The sequence below is a fragment of the Maribellus sediminis genome (genome assembly GCF_011799805.1).
GTDB lineage: Bacteria > Bacteroidota > Bacteroidia > Bacteroidales > Prolixibacteraceae > Draconibacterium > Draconibacterium sediminis_A.
The window spans coordinates 734,972-759,406 of record NZ_WXUB01000002.1 but is presented as its reverse complement, the minus strand read 5'-3'; the positions used below and the strand labels follow the sequence as shown (position 1 = coordinate 759,406).

The 24,435-nt window shown below is 43.6% G+C and carries 15 protein-coding genes; 3 read left to right on the top strand and 12 right to left on the bottom strand.

The window, feature by feature from the left end; translation table 11 throughout:
- Positions 1 to 45 precede the first annotated feature (45 nt).
- The 7 genes from HFD85_RS09425 to HFD85_RS09395 all read right to left on the bottom strand — a co-directional run bounded on the left by HFD85_RS09425 (position 46) and on the right by HFD85_RS09395 (position 5,610).
- Complete coding sequence (locus HFD85_RS09425; RefSeq protein ID WP_167608184.1) at positions 46 to 915, bottom strand: 4Fe-4S binding protein; 870 nt, start codon at positions 913 to 915, stop codon at positions 46 to 48.
- Positions 912 to 1,781 (bottom strand): nucleotide-binding protein, encoded by an 870-nt coding sequence (locus HFD85_RS09420; protein WP_167608181.1) that lies wholly within the window; start codon positions 1,779 to 1,781, stop codon positions 912 to 914. The genes HFD85_RS09425 and HFD85_RS09420 overlap by 4 nt, the downstream gene beginning before the upstream one ends.
- Positions 1,782 to 1,923: 142 nt before the next feature.
- A complete protein-coding gene (locus tag HFD85_RS09415; RefSeq protein WP_167608178.1) occupies positions 1,924 to 2,265 on the bottom strand; it encodes a NifB/NifX family molybdenum-iron cluster-binding protein in 342 nt (113 codons plus the stop codon).
- A gap of 7 nt (positions 2,266 to 2,272) precedes the next feature.
- Positions 2,273 to 2,530 carry a DUF5320 domain-containing protein gene (locus HFD85_RS09410; protein WP_167608175.1) on the bottom strand — a complete coding sequence of 86 codons (258 nt, stop codon included), beginning with the start codon at positions 2,528 to 2,530 and terminating at the stop codon, positions 2,273 to 2,275.
- A gap of 5 nt (positions 2,531 to 2,535) precedes the next feature.
- Entirely contained in the window at positions 2,536 to 2,856 is a 321-nt protein-coding gene (locus HFD85_RS09405; protein WP_167608173.1) for a NifB/NifX family molybdenum-iron cluster-binding protein, read from the bottom strand.
- Between the two features lie 656 nt (positions 2,857 to 3,512).
- Positions 3,513 to 4,826, bottom strand: a complete 1,314-nt coding sequence (locus HFD85_RS09400) for an outer membrane protein assembly factor BamB family protein (protein ID WP_167608170.1) — start codon at positions 4,824 to 4,826, stop codon at positions 3,513 to 3,515.
- A 73-nt stretch (positions 4,827 to 4,899) separates the two neighbouring features.
- Complete coding sequence (locus tag HFD85_RS09395) at positions 4,900 to 5,610, bottom strand: XRE family transcriptional regulator (RefSeq protein ID WP_167608168.1); 711 nt, start codon at positions 5,608 to 5,610, stop codon at positions 4,900 to 4,902.
- Between the two features lie 281 nt (positions 5,611 to 5,891).
- On the opposite strand from HFD85_RS09395, the gene dinB reads away from it, so the two are divergent.
- Both dinB and HFD85_RS09385 read left to right on the top strand, forming a co-directional pair.
- Entirely contained in the window at positions 5,892 to 7,106 is a 1,215-nt protein-coding gene (gene dinB / locus HFD85_RS09390; RefSeq protein WP_167608165.1) for a DNA polymerase IV, read from the top strand.
- A 316-nt stretch (positions 7,107 to 7,422) separates the two neighbouring features.
- Positions 7,423 to 10,416, top strand: coding sequence for a DNA polymerase III subunit alpha (locus tag HFD85_RS09385; protein ID WP_167608162.1), 2,994 nt, complete (start codon positions 7,423 to 7,425; stop codon positions 10,414 to 10,416).
- A gap of 320 nt (positions 10,417 to 10,736) precedes the next feature.
- Here HFD85_RS09385 and HFD85_RS09380 read toward each other — a convergent pair whose 3' ends face one another.
- From HFD85_RS09380 to nhaC, 3 genes are all read right to left on the bottom strand, one after another.
- Entirely contained in the window at positions 10,737 to 11,075 is a 339-nt protein-coding gene (locus HFD85_RS09380; RefSeq protein ID WP_167608160.1) for a helix-turn-helix domain-containing protein, read from the bottom strand.
- Positions 11,076 to 11,197: 122 nt separating this feature from the next.
- Entirely contained in the window at positions 11,198 to 11,995 is a 798-nt protein-coding gene (locus HFD85_RS09375; protein ID WP_167608157.1) for a hypothetical protein, read from the bottom strand.
- Positions 11,996 to 12,390: 395 nt separating this feature from the next.
- A complete protein-coding gene (gene nhaC, locus HFD85_RS09370; RefSeq protein ID WP_167608154.1) occupies positions 12,391 to 13,860 on the bottom strand; it encodes a Na+/H+ antiporter NhaC in 1,470 nt (489 codons plus the stop codon).
- Positions 13,861 to 14,041: 181 nt separating this feature from the next.
- Here nhaC and HFD85_RS09365 point away from each other — a divergent pair, with 181 nt between their 5' ends.
- Positions 14,042 to 19,972 carry a hypothetical protein gene (locus HFD85_RS09365; RefSeq protein WP_167608152.1) on the top strand — a complete coding sequence of 1,977 codons (5,931 nt, stop codon included), beginning with the start codon at positions 14,042 to 14,044 and terminating at the stop codon, positions 19,970 to 19,972.
- 271 nt (positions 19,973 to 20,243) lie between these two features.
- On the opposite strand, the gene HFD85_RS09360 is transcribed toward HFD85_RS09365, so the two are convergent.
- Both HFD85_RS09360 and HFD85_RS09355 read right to left on the bottom strand, forming a co-directional pair.
- Complete coding sequence (locus tag HFD85_RS09360; RefSeq protein WP_167608149.1) at positions 20,244 to 22,889, bottom strand: DUF5686 and carboxypeptidase regulatory-like domain-containing protein; 2,646 nt, start codon at positions 22,887 to 22,889, stop codon at positions 20,244 to 20,246.
- Positions 22,890 to 23,035: 146 nt separating this feature from the next.
- Positions 23,036 to 24,202 (bottom strand): MFS transporter, encoded by a 1,167-nt coding sequence (locus tag HFD85_RS09355; RefSeq protein ID WP_167608147.1) that lies wholly within the window; start codon positions 24,200 to 24,202, stop codon positions 23,036 to 23,038.
- Positions 24,203 to 24,435: the final 233 nt, after the last annotated feature.

Sequence of the window (24,435 nt, the reverse complement as noted above, 5' to 3'; positions counted from 1 at the left end):
AAATGTTTTAATTTATTTTGAATTTACAAAGCTGAAATTAAAATACTAAGTGTTTGCAAATGAATTCCAAACCGTCCTGATTTCTTTACTGATCGGGCTGTCCGGCGCGTATTCAATAACACTTTTTTTGTGAACCATTGATTCTACCATTTTTTCATCAAAAGGCAGTCGGCCCAGAACCTGAATTTGTTTGCTTTTGAGGTAGCGTTCAACTTTTGCCGATACATCGGTATTGATATCGTATTTATTGATTGTGGCAAACATTGGGATATTGAACGATTCAACCAGTTCAACCAGTCGTTTGGCATCGTGCAAACCCGAAATAGTGGGCTCGATAACCAGCAGAACAACATCGGTCCCTGTTACCGAAGAAATTGCTGAGCATCCAATTCCCGGAGGGCCATCGCTTATAATGAATTCTGCCTGAATTTCGCCCGCAATTTCACGTGCCCGTTCACGGATTCGACTAACCAGTTTGCCCGAGTTCTCTTCGCCCGGTCCCATTTTGGCGTGTACCATCTTTCCGAAACGTGTGTCGGAAACATACCAGTTATTGTTAAAATTTTCTTCGGTTGAAATGGCGTTTGCCGGGCAGATCCGTTCACATAAGCGGCATCCTTCGCACTGAAACGGATTTACTACCGGAAGGTCTTCATCGTTCGGGTGAATAGCGTTGAAACGGCAGCTACTTTCACACAAGCCGCAATTGGTGCATATATCAGGATCGATCGTTGCAATCGATCCGCTTGAGAACTTGTGCTTTTCTTTGATTTCAGGTTCAAAAATGAGGTGCAAATCCGCTGCATCTACATCGTTATCGCAAAAGACAGTGTTTCCTGTAATTGAAGCCAATGCAGCCGTAACCGATGTTTTTCCAGCGCCGCCTTTTCCACTTAATATGGTAATCTCCTTCATGCGCTTTGTTTAATTTGAATGATTCGCTGTACTGCACTTTCATAATATCCTGCAATTTCATCACTGATGGTTGTAAGCAATTCGCCTTTTGAGTACGCAGAAGCATAATCACGTGAATAGGGAATGGTCCCGATCAGCTCAATATTTTGTTGCTCCAGGTACCTGAAAACTTCGTTGTTGCCAAGTCCTGCTTTGTTTACAATAACTCCGAACGGAATCTTTAATTCGCGAATCAGGTCAACAGTGAGTTGCAGGTCGTGTAATCCGAATGGAGTTGGTTCGGTAACCAAAATGATAAAATCGGCATCCGAAACGGTTTCAACTACCGGGCAACTGGTGCCTGGAGGAGCATCAAGCAAAATCAAATCTTCACTCAAATCAACTGATTTCTTTACCTCTTTTATCAGCGAAGTTTGCATAGCCGAACCAATTTCAAGCCGACCTTCAATCACTCCTGATCCAAAATCGGTTTTGTACTTCGAAATATTTCCAAGTGGCTGTGCATGTTCTGTAATGGCGCCGAATTCGCAGGCAACACTACAGGCGCCACACGAATGGCAAAGGTCATTTCTAACCTCTGCAAATTTCAAAGCCTTTACGATTGAGATGGCATTGAACTCGCACCAATCAGAACATTTCTTACAAAAGGTGCATTTTTTAGTAACGATTTTCGGAACAAGTGTGACAACATCCTTTTTTTCAGTCAATTCCGTATTGTTTAAAAATAGCATGTCGTTGGGTTCTTCCACGTCACAATCCACCAGCTTTACCCGGTTATCCAGTTCCCTCGAAAGAAAATAGTACAGGTTTACGGCAACAGTGGTTTTACCTGTTCCTCCTTTTCCACTTGCTATGGCTATTTTCATGTTGTAAACAAAATTGTCCCGAAATATGGGCAGCCGACTATACAAGGATTCCCCGAAGTTGCCTTCGGGGAATCAATTTCGTAGCTAACATTTCCAGGGCGATCCGAAAACGAATCGTACGGTTAAAAACAAAGTGCGTATATTAATGGTCGCAGTAGTTGGCAGTAAATTCAATACTCGATTCCAGATAGCCTTCAACCAACTCTTTAGCGCTTTGTTTCGGTGCTCCCACAAAAACATTTACGTTGTTGTAGTTGAAAATCTGGATGGCTTTTTGCCCCATTCCTCCTGCTAACACGTCTGTAACTCCCTGTTCTGCGAGCCAGCGGGGAAGTAATCCGGGTTCGTGTGGCGGTGGTGTAAGCAGTTCTTCCGAAAGAATTTCTCCTTCGTTTACATCTAATAATGCAAAGTATTTGCAATGCCCGAAGTGTGCATCAAGAACTCCGGTTTCATTTACCGGTATAGCAATTTTCTTATTCATATCCTTATTATTTTCTGTTTCCAAATCGATTTCCCATTCCTCGGCCACGTCCTTTTCCACGGCCGCCGAAACCGGCCCTCCAGCCTCGTTCTTGTCCTCTTAATTCTTCCAGTTCATCTGTTTGAAAGCGAAAGCGGAATCCGTGTCTGTTTCCTGTGTTCTCCTGAACCTGAGTTGTTTCCTGAATTTCTTCTCTGCATCTTCCCAATTGTCGACCAGTGCGGGCACCTGCCCCAAGTGGTCCTGTTGCATTTAATCCTGGCATGGCTTTTAATTTTGATTGATTTGATTGATGACATCCTGCACGCTCAATTCTGACTCGTTCAGAATGATCATCTGAATGTTGAATTTTTCAAGCATCGTTTTGGCTTTGGGGCCAAAATCACCGGAAATCACTTGGGAAGCTCCGAGTTTTGCGGCCATTTCTGAGGTTTTTGTGCCGGCGCCCCCGTTCGTGTTTTTGAAGCTGTTTTCAATGAAATCGATTGATTTTGTGGTTCTGTCAAACAGGCAAAACCATCCGGCTCTGCCAAAACGCAAATCAAATTTCGACGCTAAATTATCTCCGGTGGAAGTTATAATTGTTTTCATCTTATAATTAACTAATGATCGATACAAATGTATATTAAATCGTTGTTTAAAACAAACATATGTGCAATATAATATTTTTGTATTTTTGGTTTTGTTTGGTTTTTTGTTAGTATGTATGTGATTTAATATTCAGATATATAGGTTTTTGTGTAGATTTTATTTGTCGCTGAATTGTGTTTGAATTAGAATTCGAAAAAATGAATTATTCGAAAATATGGAGGGTGTTGCTTTACTGCTTGCGCAAGGATTAAATTGCCCCAAAGAAACAGTATTGTTGTTTCGGAAGTTTCACATGTACTTTTAGGTTTAAAAGAGCAATGTTAGCGATTCCAGGGAAGCGTTTAATCTGAATAATTCTCCGCGGCTTTGCCACGGGGGGCCGCTTTTTCTCCCCGATCGAGGGGAGATGTCAGCCTTTGTGGCTGACAGAGGGGTGAAATAAAGAAAATTTGGTTTTCAGCGTTTTAGCTGAAATGAAGTTGGCGTAATACCCCTTGGCTTTGCCACGGGGATAGTCAACTTCAAGAATTTTCTTTATTGCATCTTTTCTTCAGCATTGGAGATTAACGCTGGTAAGCTTTTCCCGTAAATCTGTTATCCACATGCGCAATTGGCGGAGAAGAGCCAAATTCAGGTTTGGTGGGGCAGAAGTGATCTTATTCCTCAAAACAGTACAAGGCATTAAAACCTCTTAATATAAGCTGATCGTCAACAATTACTGGAGATGCATGAAAATTGTCGTTCAGGATATTAGATTTAAGCAACTCGTATGTTTCACCGGCTTTTATCACCACACATACATTTTCGGCAGCAATGTATAAACGATCTGCAGCACCGGTAGGTGAACTGAATAGCGTACTGATTCCTTCCACTTTTTGTTTTGAATACACAACCGAACCGTCTCTTGCATTCAAACAGCTTAGAAATCCGTTGTTTGCTCTGAGAAAGTACAGTTTGCCATCCATCAATACCGCACCGGGCGTATAGGGAGTGTCCTGATTGTATTCCCAGGTCACTGCTTCGGTACCGGTTATATCGCCTTTTGCTTTCGATAGGTTTATGGCTTGAAGGGCAGATCCACGAAACCCACTCATCGCGTACAAAATGCCATTTTCAACCATTGGATTTGGAATTACATTACCCGTTAAACCGGTTCCCGACCAAATTAAATCACCTGTTTCAATATCGTAGCTTCGAATTGCTTTTGTTGCTGCAGTAATCACCTGAGGTTTTCCGTTCACTTCTGCTACAATTGGTGTCGACCAGCTGGTTCCTTCATCCCGGGCAACTTTCCATAATTCTTCACCGGTATTTTTATCGATGCAGAATAACCACGAATCGCCTTCATGATCCCACAAAATAAATAACCGGTCTTTGTATAAAAACGGAGAAGCACCTTCACCAAAACTGGCACGTTTTTGCATTTGTCCGAAATCCCTTTTCCAAAGAACATTTCCTTCAAAATCGAGACTGTATAAACCACGTGATCCAAAATAAGCATAGATATGTTCGCCATCGGTACAAGGCGAATTCGATGCCCAGCTGCTAAGGTCATGGGTGTTTTCCAACGGCAGTTCGCTGGTTACGGTTGTTTCCCAATCAATTTTTCCTGAATTCCGGTCGATACAGAATACTTTGAAATCGTGGATGAACTCCGTGCTAACCGGACTCATGGGGTTGCCACTTTCCGAATCGTCTTTGTTGCCTTTCTGGTCGGTTGGCACTGCCGACTGAACAATTATCTTGTCTCCCCAAACGATGGGAGTAGCATTGCCTTTTCCCGGAATCTCAGTCTTCCATTTCAGGTTCTGAGTTTCGCTGAATTCGATGGGTGGATTTCCTTTTACTGCTGCTCCTGTTCCCAACGGGCCACGCCACTGTGGCCAGTAATTCATGTAATTATCCTGAGCTGAAAGAGTAATTGAAAAAATAAAAAGGGCGATTAGTGAAAAAACTGATTTGATTTTCATTTTGGTTAAGTTGTAATTTTGTCTTTTGACTAAAATACATGATTAGCGTTTAAAAAGAACTTCAAAATAGACGTTATTTAGAAATCTCAAAAGTGTTCACTGTTTCAAACAGCCATATCTCCAGGATTTGCGATACAGGTAATTTGTAGGGCGAATAATCGCGGTTGGTTGAAACCAGCAGGAGGTTGCCTTCGTCCAGGTATTTGTAGATTAGCTTAAAAACAATGCCTTCGTCTTTTGTAACCACAATACAGGCCTTTCCATCTTTAATCGTCGTCCAGTCTTCAGCAAATGAACAGGTCACCCACGATCCTTCTTTTATGGGCAGCATTGAATCGCCTTTGATCTGAAAACTGCGGTAAGTACGGTTTTTAGGAAGAAAGGGTAGTTTGAATTTGGGCAGAGAGGCAATAAAATCGAGGTCTCCGTAACTACTTGTGTAACCGGCCTGGGCTTTTACCGGCACCATTTCGATGTTTTCGTCACCTTCGCTGTCAACCGAAATAGTAAGCAGCCGGAGTTTGTTGCCGGTAACATCCACATCGAAGCCTTTCTCTATTTGCGAAAGCTGAAATTCCGACAATACTTCGAGCCGGTATTTGATGAGTGCATCCAGCGAGATATTGAAATATTCCGAAATGCGGATCAGCACCTTAAAAGGTGGTTGTACATTTTTCTCGTAACCCGACAGGGTGGTGCGGGTCAGTCCGAGCTCCGCCGCCAGATCCATTTGCGACTTCTGGCGCCGTGTCCGTAAGAATTTAAGGTTGTCTGCAAAGTACATCTTGTTTCGTTTTATTGTTCTTTGTAAGTTTTGAAAGATTGCTTCAGTCGTCGTTCCTCCTTCTTCGCAATGACTATTTAAATCAGAAGGAGGAGGAGTTTGGGCGCGGCGTTGCCGCGCCCAAACTCCCAAACTTATTAAAACTATGTCATTGCGAACCGATCCGTCGGCTGACGGAGAGGTGAAGCAATCTTTTCTTCAATCTTCCAACTTTTCCATGCAAATATAAGAAATAATGACTAAATTATAGTCTGGATTATGACGATAATATCGACAATTGAGTGGGCAGAAACATTGTACATATTGATTTGGACACTTTTTTCGTGTCGTGCGAGCGCTTGCTGAACCCGGAATTGAACGGCAAACCGGTGCTGGTAGGCGGTATCACCGGGCGTGGAGTGGTGGCGGCCTGTAGTTACGAGGCCCGGCAGTACGGTATCCATTCGGCCATGCCGATGCGAATGGCGCAGCAGCTTTGTCCGCATGCCATTGTAGTAAAAGGCAACAGCTCGATCTACAGCAAATTTTCGGATACGATCACCGAGATCATTCAAGAGTCGGCGCCGTTATACGAAAAATCCTCCATCGATGAGTTTTATATTGATGTTACCGGCATGGACAAGTTTTACGGCAGCTACAAATGGGCGCAGGAACTTCGCGAGCGGATCATCAAAGAAACGCACCTTCCGATTTCTTTTGGCTTGTCGACCAACAAAACCGTGTCGAAAGTGGCTACCAACGAGGTAAAACCCAATAATCATGTAAAGATTGAAGAAGGGCAGGAAAAGAGTTTCCTGGCACCGCTGGTGGTGAAAAAGATCCCGATGGTGGGCGACCAGACCTACAAAATGCTGCTGAGCATGGGCGTTAAGTATGTGAAAACGATCCAGGAAATGCCTGTTGAACTGATGGAAAAGGTGATGGGCAAGAACGGGATTGCATTGTGGAAAAAAGCGCAGGGAATCGATAATTCGCTGGTGGAACCTTATAGCGAGCGGAAATCCATTTCTTCGTCGCTGACTTTTGAGAAAGATACCATAAATGTAGCGGCACTTAAAAACCTGTTGCTGGCCATGACCGAAAAACTGGCCTTTGCGCTGCGCAACGGAAACAGACTCACTTCGGTGGTAACGGTAACGGTGCGTTATTCCGATTTCGACACGCGCACCCGGCAAAAGCGGATCCCTTACACTTCGCTCGACCATACCCTGATAGAGACGGTGATGGAACTTTTCGACCAGTTGTACAACCGCCGCGTACTGGTGCGACTGGTGGGCGTACGTTTCAGTCATTTAATCGGGGGCAGCTACCAGATGCGTTTGTTTGAGGACAATGCCAAACTGATCCGCCTGTACCAGCAGATGGACAAAATGCGCAACCGTTTTGGTTCGACTGCCGTGCAACGTGCTTCCACGCTCGGTATCCGCGGCATCGGGCATATGAGCAACCCGTTTAACGGGCAACCGCCGGTAATTCCGGCACACCGGAGGATGTAGAGTTTGAATGATGAATATTGATTGAAGATTAACGATTTATGATTTAAGATGGGGAAAAAGAGTAGGTTCCTCGTTCTCCGTCGACTGACGGAGAGGGAACTGAGAATGATGAATATTGATTAACTCCGCCCGGATGCCCTTGGTCGGACGGGGATTTTGGATTGATGAAGGAAAGAAAAAAAGTGTTCAGTGAGCAGTCGCAGTGTTCAGTAAGAACCGATGACTAATGGCCAGTGAGTAACAGCTCGAAGCTCATGGCTCGTAGCTCACAACTCATATTAAAGCATTCTCGCATTAACGCATTTATGCATTTTTCATGTTACTAAATTGCCACACATATTACAGTTATAAGTTCGGAACGATTTCTATCGACGAGCTGATTCAGGAAGCCATTGATAAAGGCTATCGTGAACTTGTATTGACGGATATTAACAACACTTCGGCAACCATTGATTTTATTCGTCGCTGCGAAGGGAAAGACATCAGACCGGTGGTCGGTATCGATTTCCGGAACGGGGCGCAGCAAAAATACGTGGGGATTGCCCGCAACAACAGTGGTTTTCGGGCACTGAACGAACACCTGACTTATCACCTGCATTCCGAAGCCAAAATTCCGGATCGTGCACCCGAGATTGCTGATGCATATTTCGTTTACCCGCTGGGTGCTGTTCATCCAAAGGATTTAACGGAAAATGAATTTGTTGGCGTGCGGCCTTCGCAAATCAACCGCGTATTTGGCGACTTGCGGAATTACCAGGAAAAACTGGTGGTGTTGCAGGCGGTTACTTTCAGAAATAAACGCGATTTTAATATACATCGCTTGCTTCGAACGATGGATAATAACACGCTGCTGAGCCGTCTTCCAAAAAGCGAGGAAGCCAGCCCCGACGAGATTATGTGGCCTCGCCAGGATATTTACGAGCAGTTCCGTGATTTTCCGCAACTGATTCGAAATACGCAGAAAATCATCGACTCTTGCTCGATTGAATTTGCCTTTAAACAGTCGAAAAACAAGAAGTGCTTTACGAACTCGCCTGCCGAGGATTTTATCCTGCTTCGAAAAATGGCGTGGGAGGGCATTCGTTATCGTTTTGGCGAGCCTTCGCCCAGAGTGGTGGAGCGTATAGAGAAGGAACTGGCGATCATCAAACAAATGGATTTTGCCTCTTATTTTCTGATCAACTGGAACCTGGTTGAATATGCCCGCAGTCAGGGCTGCTACTACGTGGGGCGGGGAAGTGGTGCCAACAGCATGGTGGCTTACCTGCTTCGGATCACCGATGTCGATCCGCTCGAACTCGACCTGTACTTCGAACGATTTATCAATCCGGCCAGAAACAGTCCGCCCGATTTTGATATCGATTTTTCCTCCCGAGATCGGGACCACATCACCCGTTACATTTTCGACCGGCATGGCTGGGATCATACAGCGCTGGTTGGAACGTACATTACCTTTCAGTATAAATCGGTGGTTCGCGAACTGGGGAAAGTTTTTGGATTGCCCGCTCACGAAATTGAAAAATTGCAGGCAACGAGCGACCCGCGTAATTTGGATGATATTGGCCGGCTGGTACTGAAATACAGTAAACTTATCCACGGTTTTCCGAGTCATTTGAGCGTACATTCCAGTGGAATTCTTATTTCCGAAGAGCCGATCAGTACGTACACTGCCACCATTATGCCGCCCAAAGGTTTCCCTACGATACATTTCAGCATGCTTGAAGCCGAAGACCTTGGTTTTGCCAAGTTCGATATTCTGGGGCAGCGCGGACTGAGCAAGATCGAGGATGCCATCCACATTGTCCGCGAAAACAGGGGAGAAGAGATCGATATTCACGATCTGAAGACTTTTAAAGAAGATCAGCAAATAAAGGAGTTGCTGAAACGAGGAAATACGATTGGTTGTTTTTATGTGGAATCGCCGGCTATGCGAATGCTGCTCACCAAACTCGAAGCCGACGATTATTTGCGGCTGGTGGCAGCCAGTTCGATCATTCGTCCGGGGGTGGCACAAAGCGGAATGATGCGCGAGTACATTCTGCGCTACCGCGATCGTAGTCGTTGTGTGGCAGCCAAAGAAGAAGCGCCCGAGTTGTACAAACTGCTGGAAGAAACTTATGGCGTGATGGTGTACCAGGAAGATGTGATAAAGGTGGCGCACCTGTTTGCCGGGCTCACGCTGGCTGAGTCCGACATTCTGCGACGCGGGATGTCGTGGAAGTTCAAGCAGCGCAACGAATTTGGCAAGGTAAAGGACAAGTTCTTTTCGAATTGTGCTGAAAAAGGTTATGATCACGGATTGGTGGAACGTGTGTGGACACAGATCGAGAGTTTTGCGAATTACGCCTTTTCAAAAGGACACTCGGCATCGTATGCGGTGGAGAGTTTCCAGGCGCTGTTTATTAAAGCTTACTATCCGCTCGAATATTTGGTGGCCACGATTAACAACGGCGGCGGGTTTTACCGCACCGAGTTGTACGTGCACGAAGCGCGGATGCACGGCGGCAAGATCTTTCCGCCCTGTGTAAACCGCAGCAACCTGGAAACCGTGATCAGCGGGAAAGTGATCTTCCTCGGGATGGGTTTTCTGAAAAGCCTGGAGACGAGTACCATTCATGCGGTTCTCAACGAGCGTAATCGTGGCGGTTATTACCGCAGCCTGCAGGATTTTCTGGGGCGCGTGCCCATTTCGCTCGAACAGGTAAGTATTTTAATCCGTACAGGAGCTTTCAACTTCACCCAAAAATCAAAAAAGGAGCTGCTCTGGAATGCGCATTTCATCTTGTCGAAATCAAAAAAAACAGCGCCCGACCGCACACTGTTTCAGCAGGAAGTAAAAGAGTTTTCGATACCCGACCTGTATTTTCACCCGCTGGAAGATGCCTACGACGAGATCGAACTTTTGGGTTTTCCGGTTACGCGTTCGCCTTTTGGTTTGTTGGAGGATCTGAAATTGCCGCAGACCGTGGCTGCCGATCTTCCAAAACTGATCGGGCAGAAAGTAGCGATTGTTGGCAGCCTGGTGCATGTAAAACGCACCCGAACAAGCAAGGCCGCACACATGAGTTTTGGTGTGTTTATCGATTTTGAAGGGCATTGGATTGATACGGTCCAGTTTCCGAATGTAGCTGCAAAATACCCCTTTAAAGGCGGTGGTTGTTACCTCATTTATGGCGAAGTGGTGGAAGAATTTGGCTTTCTGAGCATCGAAGCCAGCGAGTTGTACCGGCTGCCGAATGAAAATATGGAAGAGCCGTCAACGCGCTTGAAAGTCCCGAAGACCATGGCTTTACAGGAAAGGAAGGCATAAATACTTTAATGCGGAAATGCTTGAATTAGCTATGAGTTGTTAGTCACTGGTCATTAGTCATCGTTCATTGGGGGAATGAATCCGGAGGATTCAGATGGTTTCGGGTGCTGCGGTTTCTAAGCACGGTGAATTGATAATTGATCCTGGATTGAAAGGCTTAAAACATGGAAGAGGTGTCAACACGATTGAAAGTCCAGAAAACAATAGTTTTGCAGGAGAATTCCCCAGGATATGCTAAACAGTTGTATGTTAAGGCTTTAAAGAGGAATTGAGCCAATTTTTCATTGCCATTTGATATTAGCAATTTGAGTTTATACTTTTTAAAGAAAGACATCCTCGACAAGACCAAACATAACTTTTTGCATTCGCTGATACATGTCGCGTTTTTCTTCGGAAACATCGTCTTCAGTCAATGAAAGAAAAGATAATACAGGATAAGGAACTTCTAAAGTCTTACTTATTCTTTCCAACACGTCAATAGTGGGGTTTCTGTCATCGTTTTCTAATTGAGATAGATAGGTTTGAGAAATACCACATTGTTTAGCAAAATCTACTTGTCTAATGTTTTTTTCTTTTCTCAATCTCTTAATGGTTGATCCTAATTTCATAATTCTAAGGAGGGAAGAGCCAAGCCCTAAATATGGCGGCAATTGTCCCAAGTATTTCTGAATTTAACTTTACTTTTTTAAAATCACTCTTTTTAAGGCTTTCTTCCAGATAGAAGATAGAGCGGTCTAAATCTTTTTTATTTATTTCCGGTACTGAATCTCCAATTTTAAGTTCAACAAGTAACCGATATGTATTTAATGTTTCTTCTCTCGTCATTGTATGTAATTAAAGATGTTGTAATAGAATTGATAACATGTTTTGAAATCAAAACAACCTCTTTTTTGAGAGAAAAAACAATATCAAAATATTCAAATAAAACTTCCTTTAAATGAGTTTGGATTGATATTAGGTGTAGAAATTTAAAGGTAGTGGATAGATCATTTCTAATGGCTTTTATTGCATTTCGTACATACAAATCTGCCAATATTTCTTCTTGAATTTCAATCTCATAATTTCTTAAAAGATAATGTGATTCAATTTCCTTTGAATACCAATCCTGAAAAAAAGTTGGGAAAATGATACAAAGGATTGCGTTAATAAAAGAAAAGTTCTGAGATACTTGTGCTTCTTTTATTAAGAATGAATAATAACTTTTTGGATTATTTTCAATTTTGGCAGGTTCTAAGTTGTTGAGAACCTCATACCAGGAGTTATACTCATTATTAGTATATTCTATATCAGCATTGCCATTAAACAAAATAGCAGAATTAAATCCTGCCACGGATGTTTTAGATAAATCATCTTTTTTTTCCTGCCTCTTTATAGCTGCTAGAATCTCTTCATCTGTAAAATGAATTTTTTGTCCAAGAACAGAATCAAGTTCCAATGATTGTTGAAATCTGCGTTCTTGAGAACTGGCTGACTTAAAAAGCTTGCTTAATCTTTTAATATTAGTTTGTTTTTCTGCGAAAACAATTTTGTCAAACCTATCCAATAAACTAACTCCTTTAAGTTCAATTTTAAAACTCATGCTTCAAATGTAATACTTCAAGGGATAAATTGCAATATTTGTTGATAAATATATTAACTATTGTTAATATATTGACGGTTGATGGATTGGTGATTAGAGCTTAAAATAGATGTTACTTTAGACTTTAATCTGAACCGTTAAAGGCTAAAGCCTTACTTTCGGAAATTTTCCAAACCACCGGGCTAAAGCCGCGGTGCAAAACATATCAAAACTTTAAAGCTGAAATTTTCTAATGCCAAATGACTAGTAACGACTCGCAACTGAAAACTGCTGGAAAACAAACTAAAGGGATGTCATCTTTCCAAAAGATGACATCCCTTCATTCCCAGTGACTAAAGTTGACGAATGAAAACTGGATACTGTGACTGAAAACTGCGACTGATTATAACTGAACACTAATCTTCTTTTTCATTATTGTCCACCTTCTTTTCACCCGGAGCATATCGTCTGATTTTGATGTTTAGGTAGGCAAACAACATGGTCATAAACGGACTGATGATATTAAAGAAAGCATAAGGTGCGTAGGCCCAGGTATCAACACCTAGAACCCTTGACTGTGTTGCGCCGCAGGTATTCCACGGAATAAGCACCGAAGTTACGGTTCCGCTGTCTTCCAGGGTCCGGCTTAGCAATTCGGGTTTCAAGCCTTTATCCTGGTAGGTTTTGCGGTACATCCTTCCCGGAACAACAATGGCAATGTACTGGTCGGATGCAGTGGTATTGAAAAACAAACAGGTTGCAACGGTTGAAGCCACCAGATTACCTGTGCTCTGTGCATATTTCACAATCGGTTGTGTAATTCGTTTTAACAATCCGGCCGATTCCATTACACCGCCAAAAACCATAGCCGAAAGAATCAGCCAAACCGTATCGAGCATGCCACTCATTCCCGATGTACTCAATAGTTCGTTTACGTTTTCATCTGGAGTGGTTAGGCTGATGTCGCCAAACATGGCCTGCATAACGGCATAATACGAAGACGTGGTGTAAGTTTCAAAATGTCCGGCAATCGAACGAACCACATCGGGCTGAAAAATAATGGCGAAAACTCCACCCAGAATTGTGCCGATAAAAAGCGATGGCAGTGGCGGAACTTTCAGAATAATAACGGTCAACAAAATTACCGGCACCAGAAACAGTAAGGGACTGGTGTTAAAAGTACCTTCAATAGCCGTTTTTACATTTTCCACGTCGATAGCGGCCGCTGAAAAATCGTAGCGAAAACCAATCACCAGAAAAATTATTAGCGTGAGTGTTAAAGTTGGTACGGTTGTGTAAACCATGTATCGGATGTGGGTAAATAAGTCAGTTCCGGCCATGGCAGGCGCCAGGTTAGTGGTGTCGCTTAACGGACTCATTTTATCGCCAAAATAGGCACCACTGATAATCGCACCGGCTACAACAGCTTCGTTTATTCCAATTGCTTTACCAATTCCTAATAAAGCAACGCCAATGGTTGCAATCGTCGACCACGAACTTCCGGTAGCCACACTTACAATTGCACTTACCACAACGGCGGTAAACAAAAACATTTTCGGACTGATAATATCCAAACCGTAATAAATCATTGCCGGAACAACGCCACTGATCAGCCAGGTTCCAGCCAGTGATCCGATCAGTAAAAGAATAAGAATAGAAGGCATTGCCGACCCAATGGTTGATACAATCTTTTTACTAATGGCTTCCCATTTAAATCCCATTTTATAGGCCACTAATACGGCCACTGCCGCTGCAAGCATTAACGCAATTTGGTTAGCACCCGACAAAGTGTCTTCGAATAACAACACATTTGAGGTCAGTAAAACAATAAGAATGATGATTGGCAGCAATGCCAGCAGAAGAGGAGCTTCTTTTTTAGTCGTCATAAATGGGCCAGAATTTTTAAGAAGCGACAAAATACTATTTTTGAATTGAAATGTGTCAAAAAAGCAAAATCAATTCCTTCAATTTGCTAAAATTTACGCAACTTTTAAATTCAATAAACATTTTGCTTAGCAGGATAATTAAATCTTTCTATTTTCGTTTGATTTTATTTAAAGGGTTTATATGAAGCTTATTTACATTAAGATACTTGTCGGTTTATCAATCTTATTTTTAATCCAACCTGCATTCGCACAACGCAGTAACGGACTTGCGGTTGAAGGTAAAATTACAGTAGAAGAGGGCACACCTGAAAATGCCATCATTCAAATGTATCGCGATGGCGAACGTCTTGATAATTATGGTGTTGATGCTGACGGTCGGTACAAGGTTGAACTCAATTACAACCACGACTGGGAATTGATTTTTCAGTGTGAAGGCAATTTTCAGCAAAAGATTGTAATTGAAGCTGCGGTTCCGAAGGAAGTGCTTGCCACCGATCCCCGTTTCCCCCCTTTTCCGGTAAACATCAATCTCTTCAAGGAAATTCCGGGTATCGATAAGTCTTTTTCTGAAAATACTGTTTTGAAGATTTTTTACAGCCCCAGTGTCGATAATTTTGTTTCGGAGCTGTATTACAACGATGCTCAAATTCAGAAACTGATTGAACAGGCTATTTTGCAGGGACAAACGGTTGATAAGCGTGCCGATTACATGTCGAAACTCACGCGTGCCGAGCTGGCTGAATTACGAAAAGAATACAATGACCTGCTGGAAGTGGCGGGTAAAGAATATGCCAATGAACAATTTCTGGATGCTTTGGATGGTTTTAAAGCGGCCAGTAAGATTTTTCCCGATGAGCAGTTTCCCAAAGACCGGATTGCCGAAATAAATGATTTACTCGGATTGATTATGGCTGCCGAAGAACTGGATAAAGCCATGCTCGAACGTTTCAATAAACTGGTGGCAGCCGGTGATCTTCAATTTTCACAAACCAAATATTCCGAGGCAAAACAGTCGTACGACCGCGCACTTTCCATCAAGCCTTTTGATGAATATGTACACGGGCAACTCGAAAAAATTGCAAATCTGCAAAAACAGAAAATGCAGGACGAGGAGTACCAAAACCTGGTTGCCAATGGCGACAAGGCCCTAAAGGAACTCTTGTATAACGAAGCGCTTGGGCAATTTCAGAAAGCCCTCGAAATTAAGCCAAATGCAGAGTATCCGAAAACCAAGATCAATGAAATAAACGGTTTGCTGGCCAATCAGCGCGAGGACCAGGAAAAACAAAAAAATTACGACGATGCCATGCGCGAAGGCGAACGTCAGTTTACAAAACAATTCTACGATCGCGCGCTTACGGCATTCGAAAATGCCTTGAGTTACCGGCCCAATGATCCGGCTGCAACTCGACGCATTGATGACACCAAAAAAGTGATGCAGGATATCCTGAATCAGATGACTTTTGATCGATTGATTGCCGAAGCCGACAAAGCTTACAAAAAAGAAGAGTATTCTGAAGCGCTATCCAATTACGAAGAAGCGATGGCCTTATTCCCTGATGATCCACGCACGAAGAAAAGGGTGGAAGAAATCCGTCAGATTTTGTATGCACAACAAAGTCTGGATAATTACATTTCGCAGGCAGATAAACAATTTGACCAGCAGAAATATACCGATGCCAAAACATTGTATGAACGTGCACTGGCACTTGATTCGAAGAACAAACATGTGTCGGATCGTATTTCGGAGATTAACCAGATCATGGCCGGTCAGGAACTGGATGCTCAGTATGCTGATGTATTAGCAACTGCCGACAAACTGTTCGATAACAAGGATTACGAAACCGCAAAAACACGTTATAACGATGCACTTCGCATAAAACCGAAAGAAAGTTATCCAAAAGAAAAAGTAACTGAAATCGGAAATATTCTGGCCGCTATCGCCAAAACCAATTCTGATTATCAAACTGCGGTTGCAAAAGCCGACCGCTTGTTTGAAGACAAGAAATATGTGGATGCCAAAACTGCTTTTGCAGATGCCAGTGGTATAAAACCGGAGGAAAGCTATCCAACCGAGATGATCGGCAAGATTGACGGTTTGATTGCCGAACAGAATCGTCTGGCGCAGGAAGCAGCAGCTGCAGAAGCGGCACGATTGGCGGCCATTCAGGCTGAAAAAGACAAGAATTACGCCGATGCGATTACACGTGCTGATAACCTGTTCAACGAAAAGAACTACGAAAACTCACGCAACGAATACCGTTCAGCACTGGATATAAAACCTGAAGAAGCTTATCCGCAACAACGCATTGATGAAATCGGAAATCTGCTGGCTCAACTTTCGGCCACACAAAAAGCATATGAAGAAGCCGTTGCAAAAGGCGATCGTGAGTTTAGAAGTGAGAATTGGGATGTAGCTATTGCCGCCTACAACGAAGCCAAACAAGCGAAGGCCGAAGAAACTTACCCGGATGAACAGCTGGCAAAAATCGATTCGATTGTAACCACAAGAGAACGACTGGCACAGGAAGCAGCCGCAGCTGAAGCGGCACGTTTAGCTGCCATCCAGGCTGAAAAAGACAAGAACTACGCCGATGCGATTGCTCGGGCCGATAACCTGTTTAACGAAAAGAATTACGAAAACTCACGTAACGAGTATCGAACAGCACTGGATATAAAACCTGAAGAAGCTTATCCGCAGCAACGTATTGACGAAATCGGAAACTTGCTGGCTCAACTTTCTGCTGCGCAGGCCGCTTATGAAGAAGCTGTAGCAAAAGGCGACCGTGAATTCCGTCAGGAAGGTTGGGATGCTGCAATCGTAGCCTACAACGAAGCCAAACAAGCCAAGGCCGATGAAACTTACCCGGATGAACAACTGGCAAAAATCGATTCGATTGTAACAACCCGCGAACGTCTGGCGCAGGAAGCAGCAGCTGCCGAAGCTGCCCGTTTAGTAGCCATTCAGGCTGAAAAAGATAAGAATTACGCCGATGCGATTACTCGGGCCGATAATTTATTCAATGATAAGAATTACGAAAATTCACGCAACGAATACCGTGCTGCTTTGGATATAAAACCTGAAGAAGCTTATCCGCAACAGCGTATCGACGAAATCGGAAACTTGCTGGCTCAACTTTCTGCTGCACAGGCGGCATACGAAGAAGCTGTTGCCAAAGGCGACCGTGAATTCCGTCAGGAAGGCTGGGATGCTGCAAAAGTAGCTTACAACGAAGCCAAGCAAGCTAAAGCCGACGAAATATACCCTGATGAACAGCTGGCAAAAATCGATTCGATTGTAACAACCCGCGAACGTCTGGCACAGGAAGCAGCCGCAGCTGAAGCGGCACGATTGGCTGCGATTCAGGCTGAAAAAGACAAGAATTACACCGATGCGATTGCACGTGCTGATAACCTGTTTAACGAAAAGAACTACGAAAATTCACGCAACGAATACCGTTCAGCATTGGATATAAAACCTGAAGAAGCTTATCCGCAGCAGCGTATAGACGAAATCGGAAATCTGCTGGCTCAGCTTTCTGCTGCACAGGCCGCTTATGAAGAAGCTGTTGCCAAAGGCGACCGTGAATTCCGACGTGAAGGCTGGGACGAAGCGATCGCAGCCTACAACGAAGCTAAACAAGCCAAAGCAGAAGAAACTTATCCGGATGAACAACTTGCTAAAATCGATTCGATTGTAACTGCAAGAGAACGTCTGGCGCAGGAAGCCGCCGCTGCAGAAGCAGCACGATTGGCAGCCATTCAGGCTGAAAAAGATAAGAACTACGCCGATGCGATTGCACGGGCAGACAATCTGTTCAACGAAAAGAACTACGAAAACTCACGCAACGAGTACCGAACAGCACTGGATATAAAACCTGAAGAAGCTTATCCGCAACAGCGCATTGACGAAATCGGAAACTTACTGGCTCAGCTTTCAGCTGCACAGGCTGCTTATGCAGAAGCAGTTGCCAAAGGCGACCGAGAATTCCGTCAGGAAGGCTGGGATGCTGCAAAAGTAGCCTACAACGAAGCGAAGCAAGCTAAAGCCGACGAAATTTACCCGGATGAACAGCTGGCTAAAATCGATTCTATTGTTACAGCTCGTGAGCGTCTGGCACAGGAAGCTGCTGCTGCTGAAGCTGCACGATTGGCTGCAATCCAGGCTGAAAAAGACAAGAATTACGCCGATGCGATTGCACGTGCTGATAACCTGTTTAACGAAAAGAATTACGAAAACTCACGCAACGAGTACCGAACAGCACTGGATATAAAACCTGAAGAAGCTTATCCGCAACAGCGTATAGACGAAATCGGAAACTTGCTGGCTCAGCTTTCTGCTGCACAGGCTGCTTACGAAGAAGCTGTAGCCAAAGGCGACCGTGAATTCCGTCAGGAAAGCTGGGATGCTGCAATCGTAGCCTACAACGAAGCGAAACAAGCTAAAGCCGATGAAACTTACCCGGATGAACAGCTGGCAAAAATCGATTCGATTGTAAGTACACGTGAACGTCTGGCACAGGAAGCAGCTGCAGCTGAAGCGGCCCGATTGGCAGCCATCCAAGCTGAAAAAGATAAGAATTACGCCGATGCGATTGCTCGGGCCGATAATCTGTTCAACGAAAAGAACTACGAAAACTCACGCAACGAGTATCGAACAGCACTGGATATAAAACCTGAAGAAGCTTATCCGCAACAGCGCATTGACGAAATCGGAAACTTGCTGGCTCAGCTTTCTGCTGCACAGGCTGCTTATGCAGAAGCAGTAGCCAAAGGTGATCGTGAATTCCGTCAGGAAGGCTGGGATGCTGCAATAGTAGCCTACAACGAAGCTAAACAAGCCAAGGCCGATGAAACTTATCCTGATGAACAGCTGGCTAAAATCGATTCTATCGTTACAGCTCGAGAGCGTCTGGCACAGGAAGCTGCGGCTGCAGAAGCAGCGCGCTTAGCTGCCATTCAGGCTGAGAAGGACAAGAACTACGCTGATGCGATTGCACGGGCAGATAATCTGTTTGAGGCTAAAGATTACGAAAAATCTAAAAACGAATATCGAACAGCGCAGTCTGTCAAACCGGAAGAAACTTACCCGCAGCAGCAGATCAGTGAAATTGACCGTTTGCTGAGCGAACTGGCTGCAGCCAAAGCTGCTCAGGAAGAACTGGACAGAAAATATGCTGCTCTGATCACCAATGCTGATCGCTATTTCAGGAGCAATAATTTTAATCCGGCGAAAGAGAATTACGTGGAGGCTTCCGGATTGAAACCGGATGAACAGTATCCGAAAACAAAGATTTCAGAAATCGACAGCATTCTTGAACAACGCGCTATCGATGAAAAATACCGCAACATAATCGTAGTGGCCGACGGCCATTTCCGCACGCAGAGTTACGACGATGCAAGGTTGCAGTATGAACTGGCGCTGGGCGTAAAACCAAACGAAGAATATCCGCGCACGCAGATTCAGCGAATCGAAGATATCCGAGCACAGAAGGAAGCTCAGGCACAGGCTGAGGCAGCCGCTGCGCGGAATCTGGAACAACGCCGGGCAAATATTGCGGCCATGCAAGAAGAACTTGATGAACAGAAAATCCTTGAAGAATCAGGAATTAATGCACTTTACGACCAGTTGATCATTAAAGCAGATGCTTTCTTCGATGATAAGCAATACAATGTATCAAGAGCCTGGTATTTCAAAGCGCTCGATCTGAAACCGGAAGAAGCATATCCGCAGCAACGAATCGACGAGATCAACCGCATTTTGAATGGCATGATGCTGAGTCAGCGTGACCGCGAATACCAGCGCTTTATCGATTTGGCCGATAACAGTTTCCGCGAAAATGAACTGGCAGTGGCACGTGGTTGGTACAACCAGGCGCTCGGACAAAAGTCGGATGAACAATACCCTAGGGAACAGCTGGCTGAAATCGAACGACTGGTGCAGGAACGCTTGCAGGGAAGATCGGCTGAACGGATCACCCAATATAAAGCTACGGCTAAGAAAGCTCTGGATTCGGGGGATATGAACGTAGCGCGCTTCTGGTACAAAAAGGCGCTCGAGCTAAATCCGGATGATGAAGAGGCAAAAACCGGCTTGAGTCAAACCAGATAATAAATAAGGTATTTTAAAAACATTCGTTGATGACTAACCCTGACATTTATGTCAGGGACAGCATGAACTTGATTGAAGTGGGCTTTAGCCCTAAATAGTGACGGTTTGGACTAAAGTCCGGGATTTATAGGAACTCAATTTCACCGGCATACCCGCCTGCAGGTCAGGCAGGAATGCCGAAGTTATTCAGTTTTCGCGCGAGTTATAGAACAACTAATGAAACAAGTTAGGAATAGCGAATTGATATTTTTCCGATTGACATGGCTTGGAACTAGTCGTTTATTGAAATCGAGAGTTTTACAGAAAAGCTTTCAAATTTTTCACTAAGGAATCCGGCAAAGAAACCCACATTGCCTGCAAAGAATACGTTGTTCAGGCTGTAACCGGCTTCCCAGTAGTTTTCCCAGCCGGGATTTCTGCTGAAGTAATTCAGGTGCAGGCTTTCGCTCCAGGTTTTCCGGTTAACAAACGAGAGGTAACGCAGCAAAACATACTCACTGCGGTATTCGCCCGAAAGGTTGATGTAGCCTTCTTTTGAAGCCGGTTCATAATCATTCAACAGTTGCAAGGTATTGGTAAAAGGTATAAAAGCCACAGGAATTTCCGAAGTCTGAAAATGTTTGTATTCCGAAAAATGCAACTGATCGGCATTCAGGAAATAGCCCGCATTAAGTTTCCAGACGATACCCGAAGTAGGCGAAATGTTTGCCTGCTGCTCAAAGGTAAAATCAATCTGGCTGTAATCGGAAACCGAGGCAAATACGCCTTTCAAACCCTGTTTAAAGTTGAGTTGAACGCGGTAATAATCGTCGATAAACAAAAACGGCGATTCCTGCAACCAGGGTTTTCTGATGCGTTTATAATGATTCAGTCCCAGCGACCAGGCAAAGCTTTTTTGTTCCATCAATGCCGGATTATCTTCGTCGATGCCTCCCGGCAAATTTGGTTTAAATTCTTTCTTATCGTTTAACAAATAAGTTGCATGATTTTCCAGCGGGTAAAAGTGTTTAAAGCCGCTACTCAATGCTACCGTCCATTGTTTATTTAAGCGCTGAAAAATGCCAAACCCAACAAATTCTGTTTCGTAGAGCTTCATGTAATTTTCAGCAAAAAACCAGGTACTGAGTGCATTCAATACCGGATCGATTCCGTATTCACTTTTAAAGTCGTGGCTCATCTTCCCGGCTTTTACTTCCAGCTGATTTCCGTCGCCAAGGATATTTACCAGGCGCGCACTAAAACTACCAAACACTGCTTTTCGGTTAAAGGCATAGCCAATTTCGGGAGTGAGGTAAATGTATTTGGCCGAATCAGGATTGTAACGCAATTGGAAGGATTGCTTGTATTTATAACCATCAACCGCATTAAAATCGAAGTTTTCAAGATTGATCAGCCCGCTGTAACGCACTCTGGTTAGTGAATCTTTGTACAAATCGTAACTGCCAAATACAATTTTCGAGAATTTAGATTTGCGTTTCTCTTCATCGCTTCGTAGGGTGTCTGTTTCTGGAGTTTCCATAGATCGTAACGAATCGGCCATGTGGTAACTCGCAACTTCAGCAGGAGTTAAGGGAATGGCCCGAATGGTATCCCAGGAAACATTTTCACGCAGCGAATCCTTTTGATCGTCGATATTATAGCTCGAATAAGTATCGGAAATTACACGTGTTGAATCCATGTATTCTTCTTTCAGGATTTTTCGGTTCAGTCGCGCTAATTTTTTTACATCGGCATTGCTTAGCTCTTCTTTCTCGGCGATCTGTTCAACCTGCTTTTTAAGCTCCTTCGTTTTTTCACTGTCTTCTTTTATTGCTGCCGAATCAGAACTGGTTTGTTCAACTATTTCCGGAATAATTCCCGAAGTGTAGTTGTCAACAATCGAATCGTATTTTACCGAAGCGCCATAATAAAAATTGGCGCGCATGCCAAGCAATCCCAGTTTTCCCGAAATGTTGTGCGAAACCGGCAGCCAGTTCTCATTGCCAAGATTCTCAAATTGCTGTTTGATGCGGTAATCAACAAACTCGAAGGTTGAACTGAAATCTAAATTGTAAATACACCACAATTTGTCGACGATATAAATGTATCCGCCCACCAGTTCATCGCTTTTTCGTTTTGGCGTTACTTCTATTTTGAAAACGTCGAAATCACCAACCTTTATAAATCCTTCGTATCGGAAATTATAATGCTTCAATGCGATTGTCGAAAGGGGAGAGATCACTTGTTCCGGGCGTTCTTCGTAATAGCTGGTGGTCATTAAACCCATTACCGGTGGCTCATCAATTCCGGTTAGTGAAGTTTGTTTACTGATCACTTTCTGATCGTAGTGGTTCGGGTAATCAAACGTAATTTTGTTCTGCGACTCCATCACATACGTCACGTTCTCCTTGAAATAGTCCTTGAACTTTTTGCCGTCTTCAACTTCCTGTTTTTTTATGATTTTGGGAATGTTGGTAAACTCAAAATTTGCCTTGATATAAAGATCGGCTACATAATGTTTTATTTTCTCGCGGTAAAAAGGAGCTTTTGCAATGGCTTTTCGCATAATGAAATAGGCCGGGTCTTCTTTTCCGGGAAAGATTTTAACTTCTTCCAGTTCGAATTCCTGCACCTGCAAAACGACCGGCAGAAAAATACTGTCGCGGTCGACTTGAACAGTCATGCTCTTTTGCAAATAGCCCATCGAGCGAACGGTTAGGTGATAGTTACCTTTTGCCAGTTGAAACTGAAAATTACCATCGGCATTCGAAGTAGTACCTTCACGCGATTCACTCACATATATGGTTGCATACGGAATTGGCCGGTTTTGTTCATCGGTAATTTTACCCGATAAAACCTGGGCAATGGAATTGCTGATAAATAGGATTAATAACAAAAGGACGAGTAATCCCCGGGTTTTAGTTTTTTTTGGGTGCATGACTTTGGCTTACTGGATTGTTTTCTGGATGCAATTAACGGAATTTCAATACATCATAAAAATAATTTAAGTTAAATTACCCTAAGATTTAAGGAATTAAACACATTGCAAAGTGTTCTGAACATTGCTAATACCCGAGTAAGAAATCACGCTTTATCAGCATTCCATTTTCCTACCACAATAAACTGGAAAACGATAAACGGAATGGTCAGCAGCAGCAGATTTTGCCAGCCAACGGCAAAAATAAACCAACCTGCCGAAAGCGAAGCCACCGCCTGAACGCCAAATATCACAAAGTCGTTCAATGCCTGTACTTTGAAACGTTCGCTGGGATGGTACGACTGAGGTAACAAGGTGGTTGCTCCAATGAAGAGAAAGTTCCAACCAACACCCAGTAGCACGAGCGAAACCCAGTAATTGCCTAACTGATTACCGACAAATGCAATGGCAATACAAATTAAATACGCTATCAGTCCGGCCAACATCATTTTACCAATCCCCAGTTTTTTAATTACCCAGGCAGCGATTAACGAAGGCAGGAACATGGCAATTATATGACTCTGAATGACCCATTTGGTATGCCCCAGCGAATGTCCGTCCATCACATGCATGCTAACAGGAGTAGCTGTCATAATAAAACTCATAACTGCGTATCCGATAGTTGCACTTAACAAAGCCACCCAAAATGTGCGTTGTTTTACAATTTCCTTTAGAGGGCGTTGCGGGCTCTTGATATCGGCTTCCTGAAAAACCGGGTTTTTAAAAGCCAGAAGAAATATCAGTCCCAGTACAAACAATCCGGCAAGCATCATAAACGAACCTGCAAATTCAACTTCCGTCAGGTCCTTTCCGAAAACAGCAATTTCAGGCCCTAAAAAAGCTGCTGCAATTCCGCCGATCAAAACCATGGAAGCGGCTTTCGGAATTAAGTCTTCGCTCACACTTTCCATTGCCGCAAACCGGAATTGCATAACACACGAATAAGTAGTTCCAAGCAAAAAAGTGCTTAAACAGAAAAGATAGAAACTGGAAATTGTTATTGCATAAGCAGCCAGAAAAGCAACCAGTATTGAAAATATCCCGATCACAAAAAATGATCTTCTTCTTCCTATCGTATTCATCAGTAAAGTAACGGGAGGGATCGTTGCCGCTGTACCAACCACTATACTTGCTACAGGCAGCGTAGCCAGATTTTCGACAGGTGCAAGGTTAGTACCAACCAAGCCGCCAACAAAAACCACCAACGAACTTACCGATAACAACAGCGCCTGGGATATGGTTAATATCCATACATTACGGGGAAGACTTTTCATTTTTTGAGTTATAAATTCAATGCTGAAACAACAATTCGATAATTATGTTTTTGATGTTTTCAGTAGGGTAATTTAAAAATCGTCTAAAGTCTGTAATGTTCGCAGGTGTTAATAAGTTGATATGTAGGTTATTGAAATTGTTTTTATTGAAAACATGCTGTAAAAACTGTTTTTTACTTTTAGTAAAGTTTTTAAATTGCAGCACAGTACAGGACAGCACAGTATATAGCGGC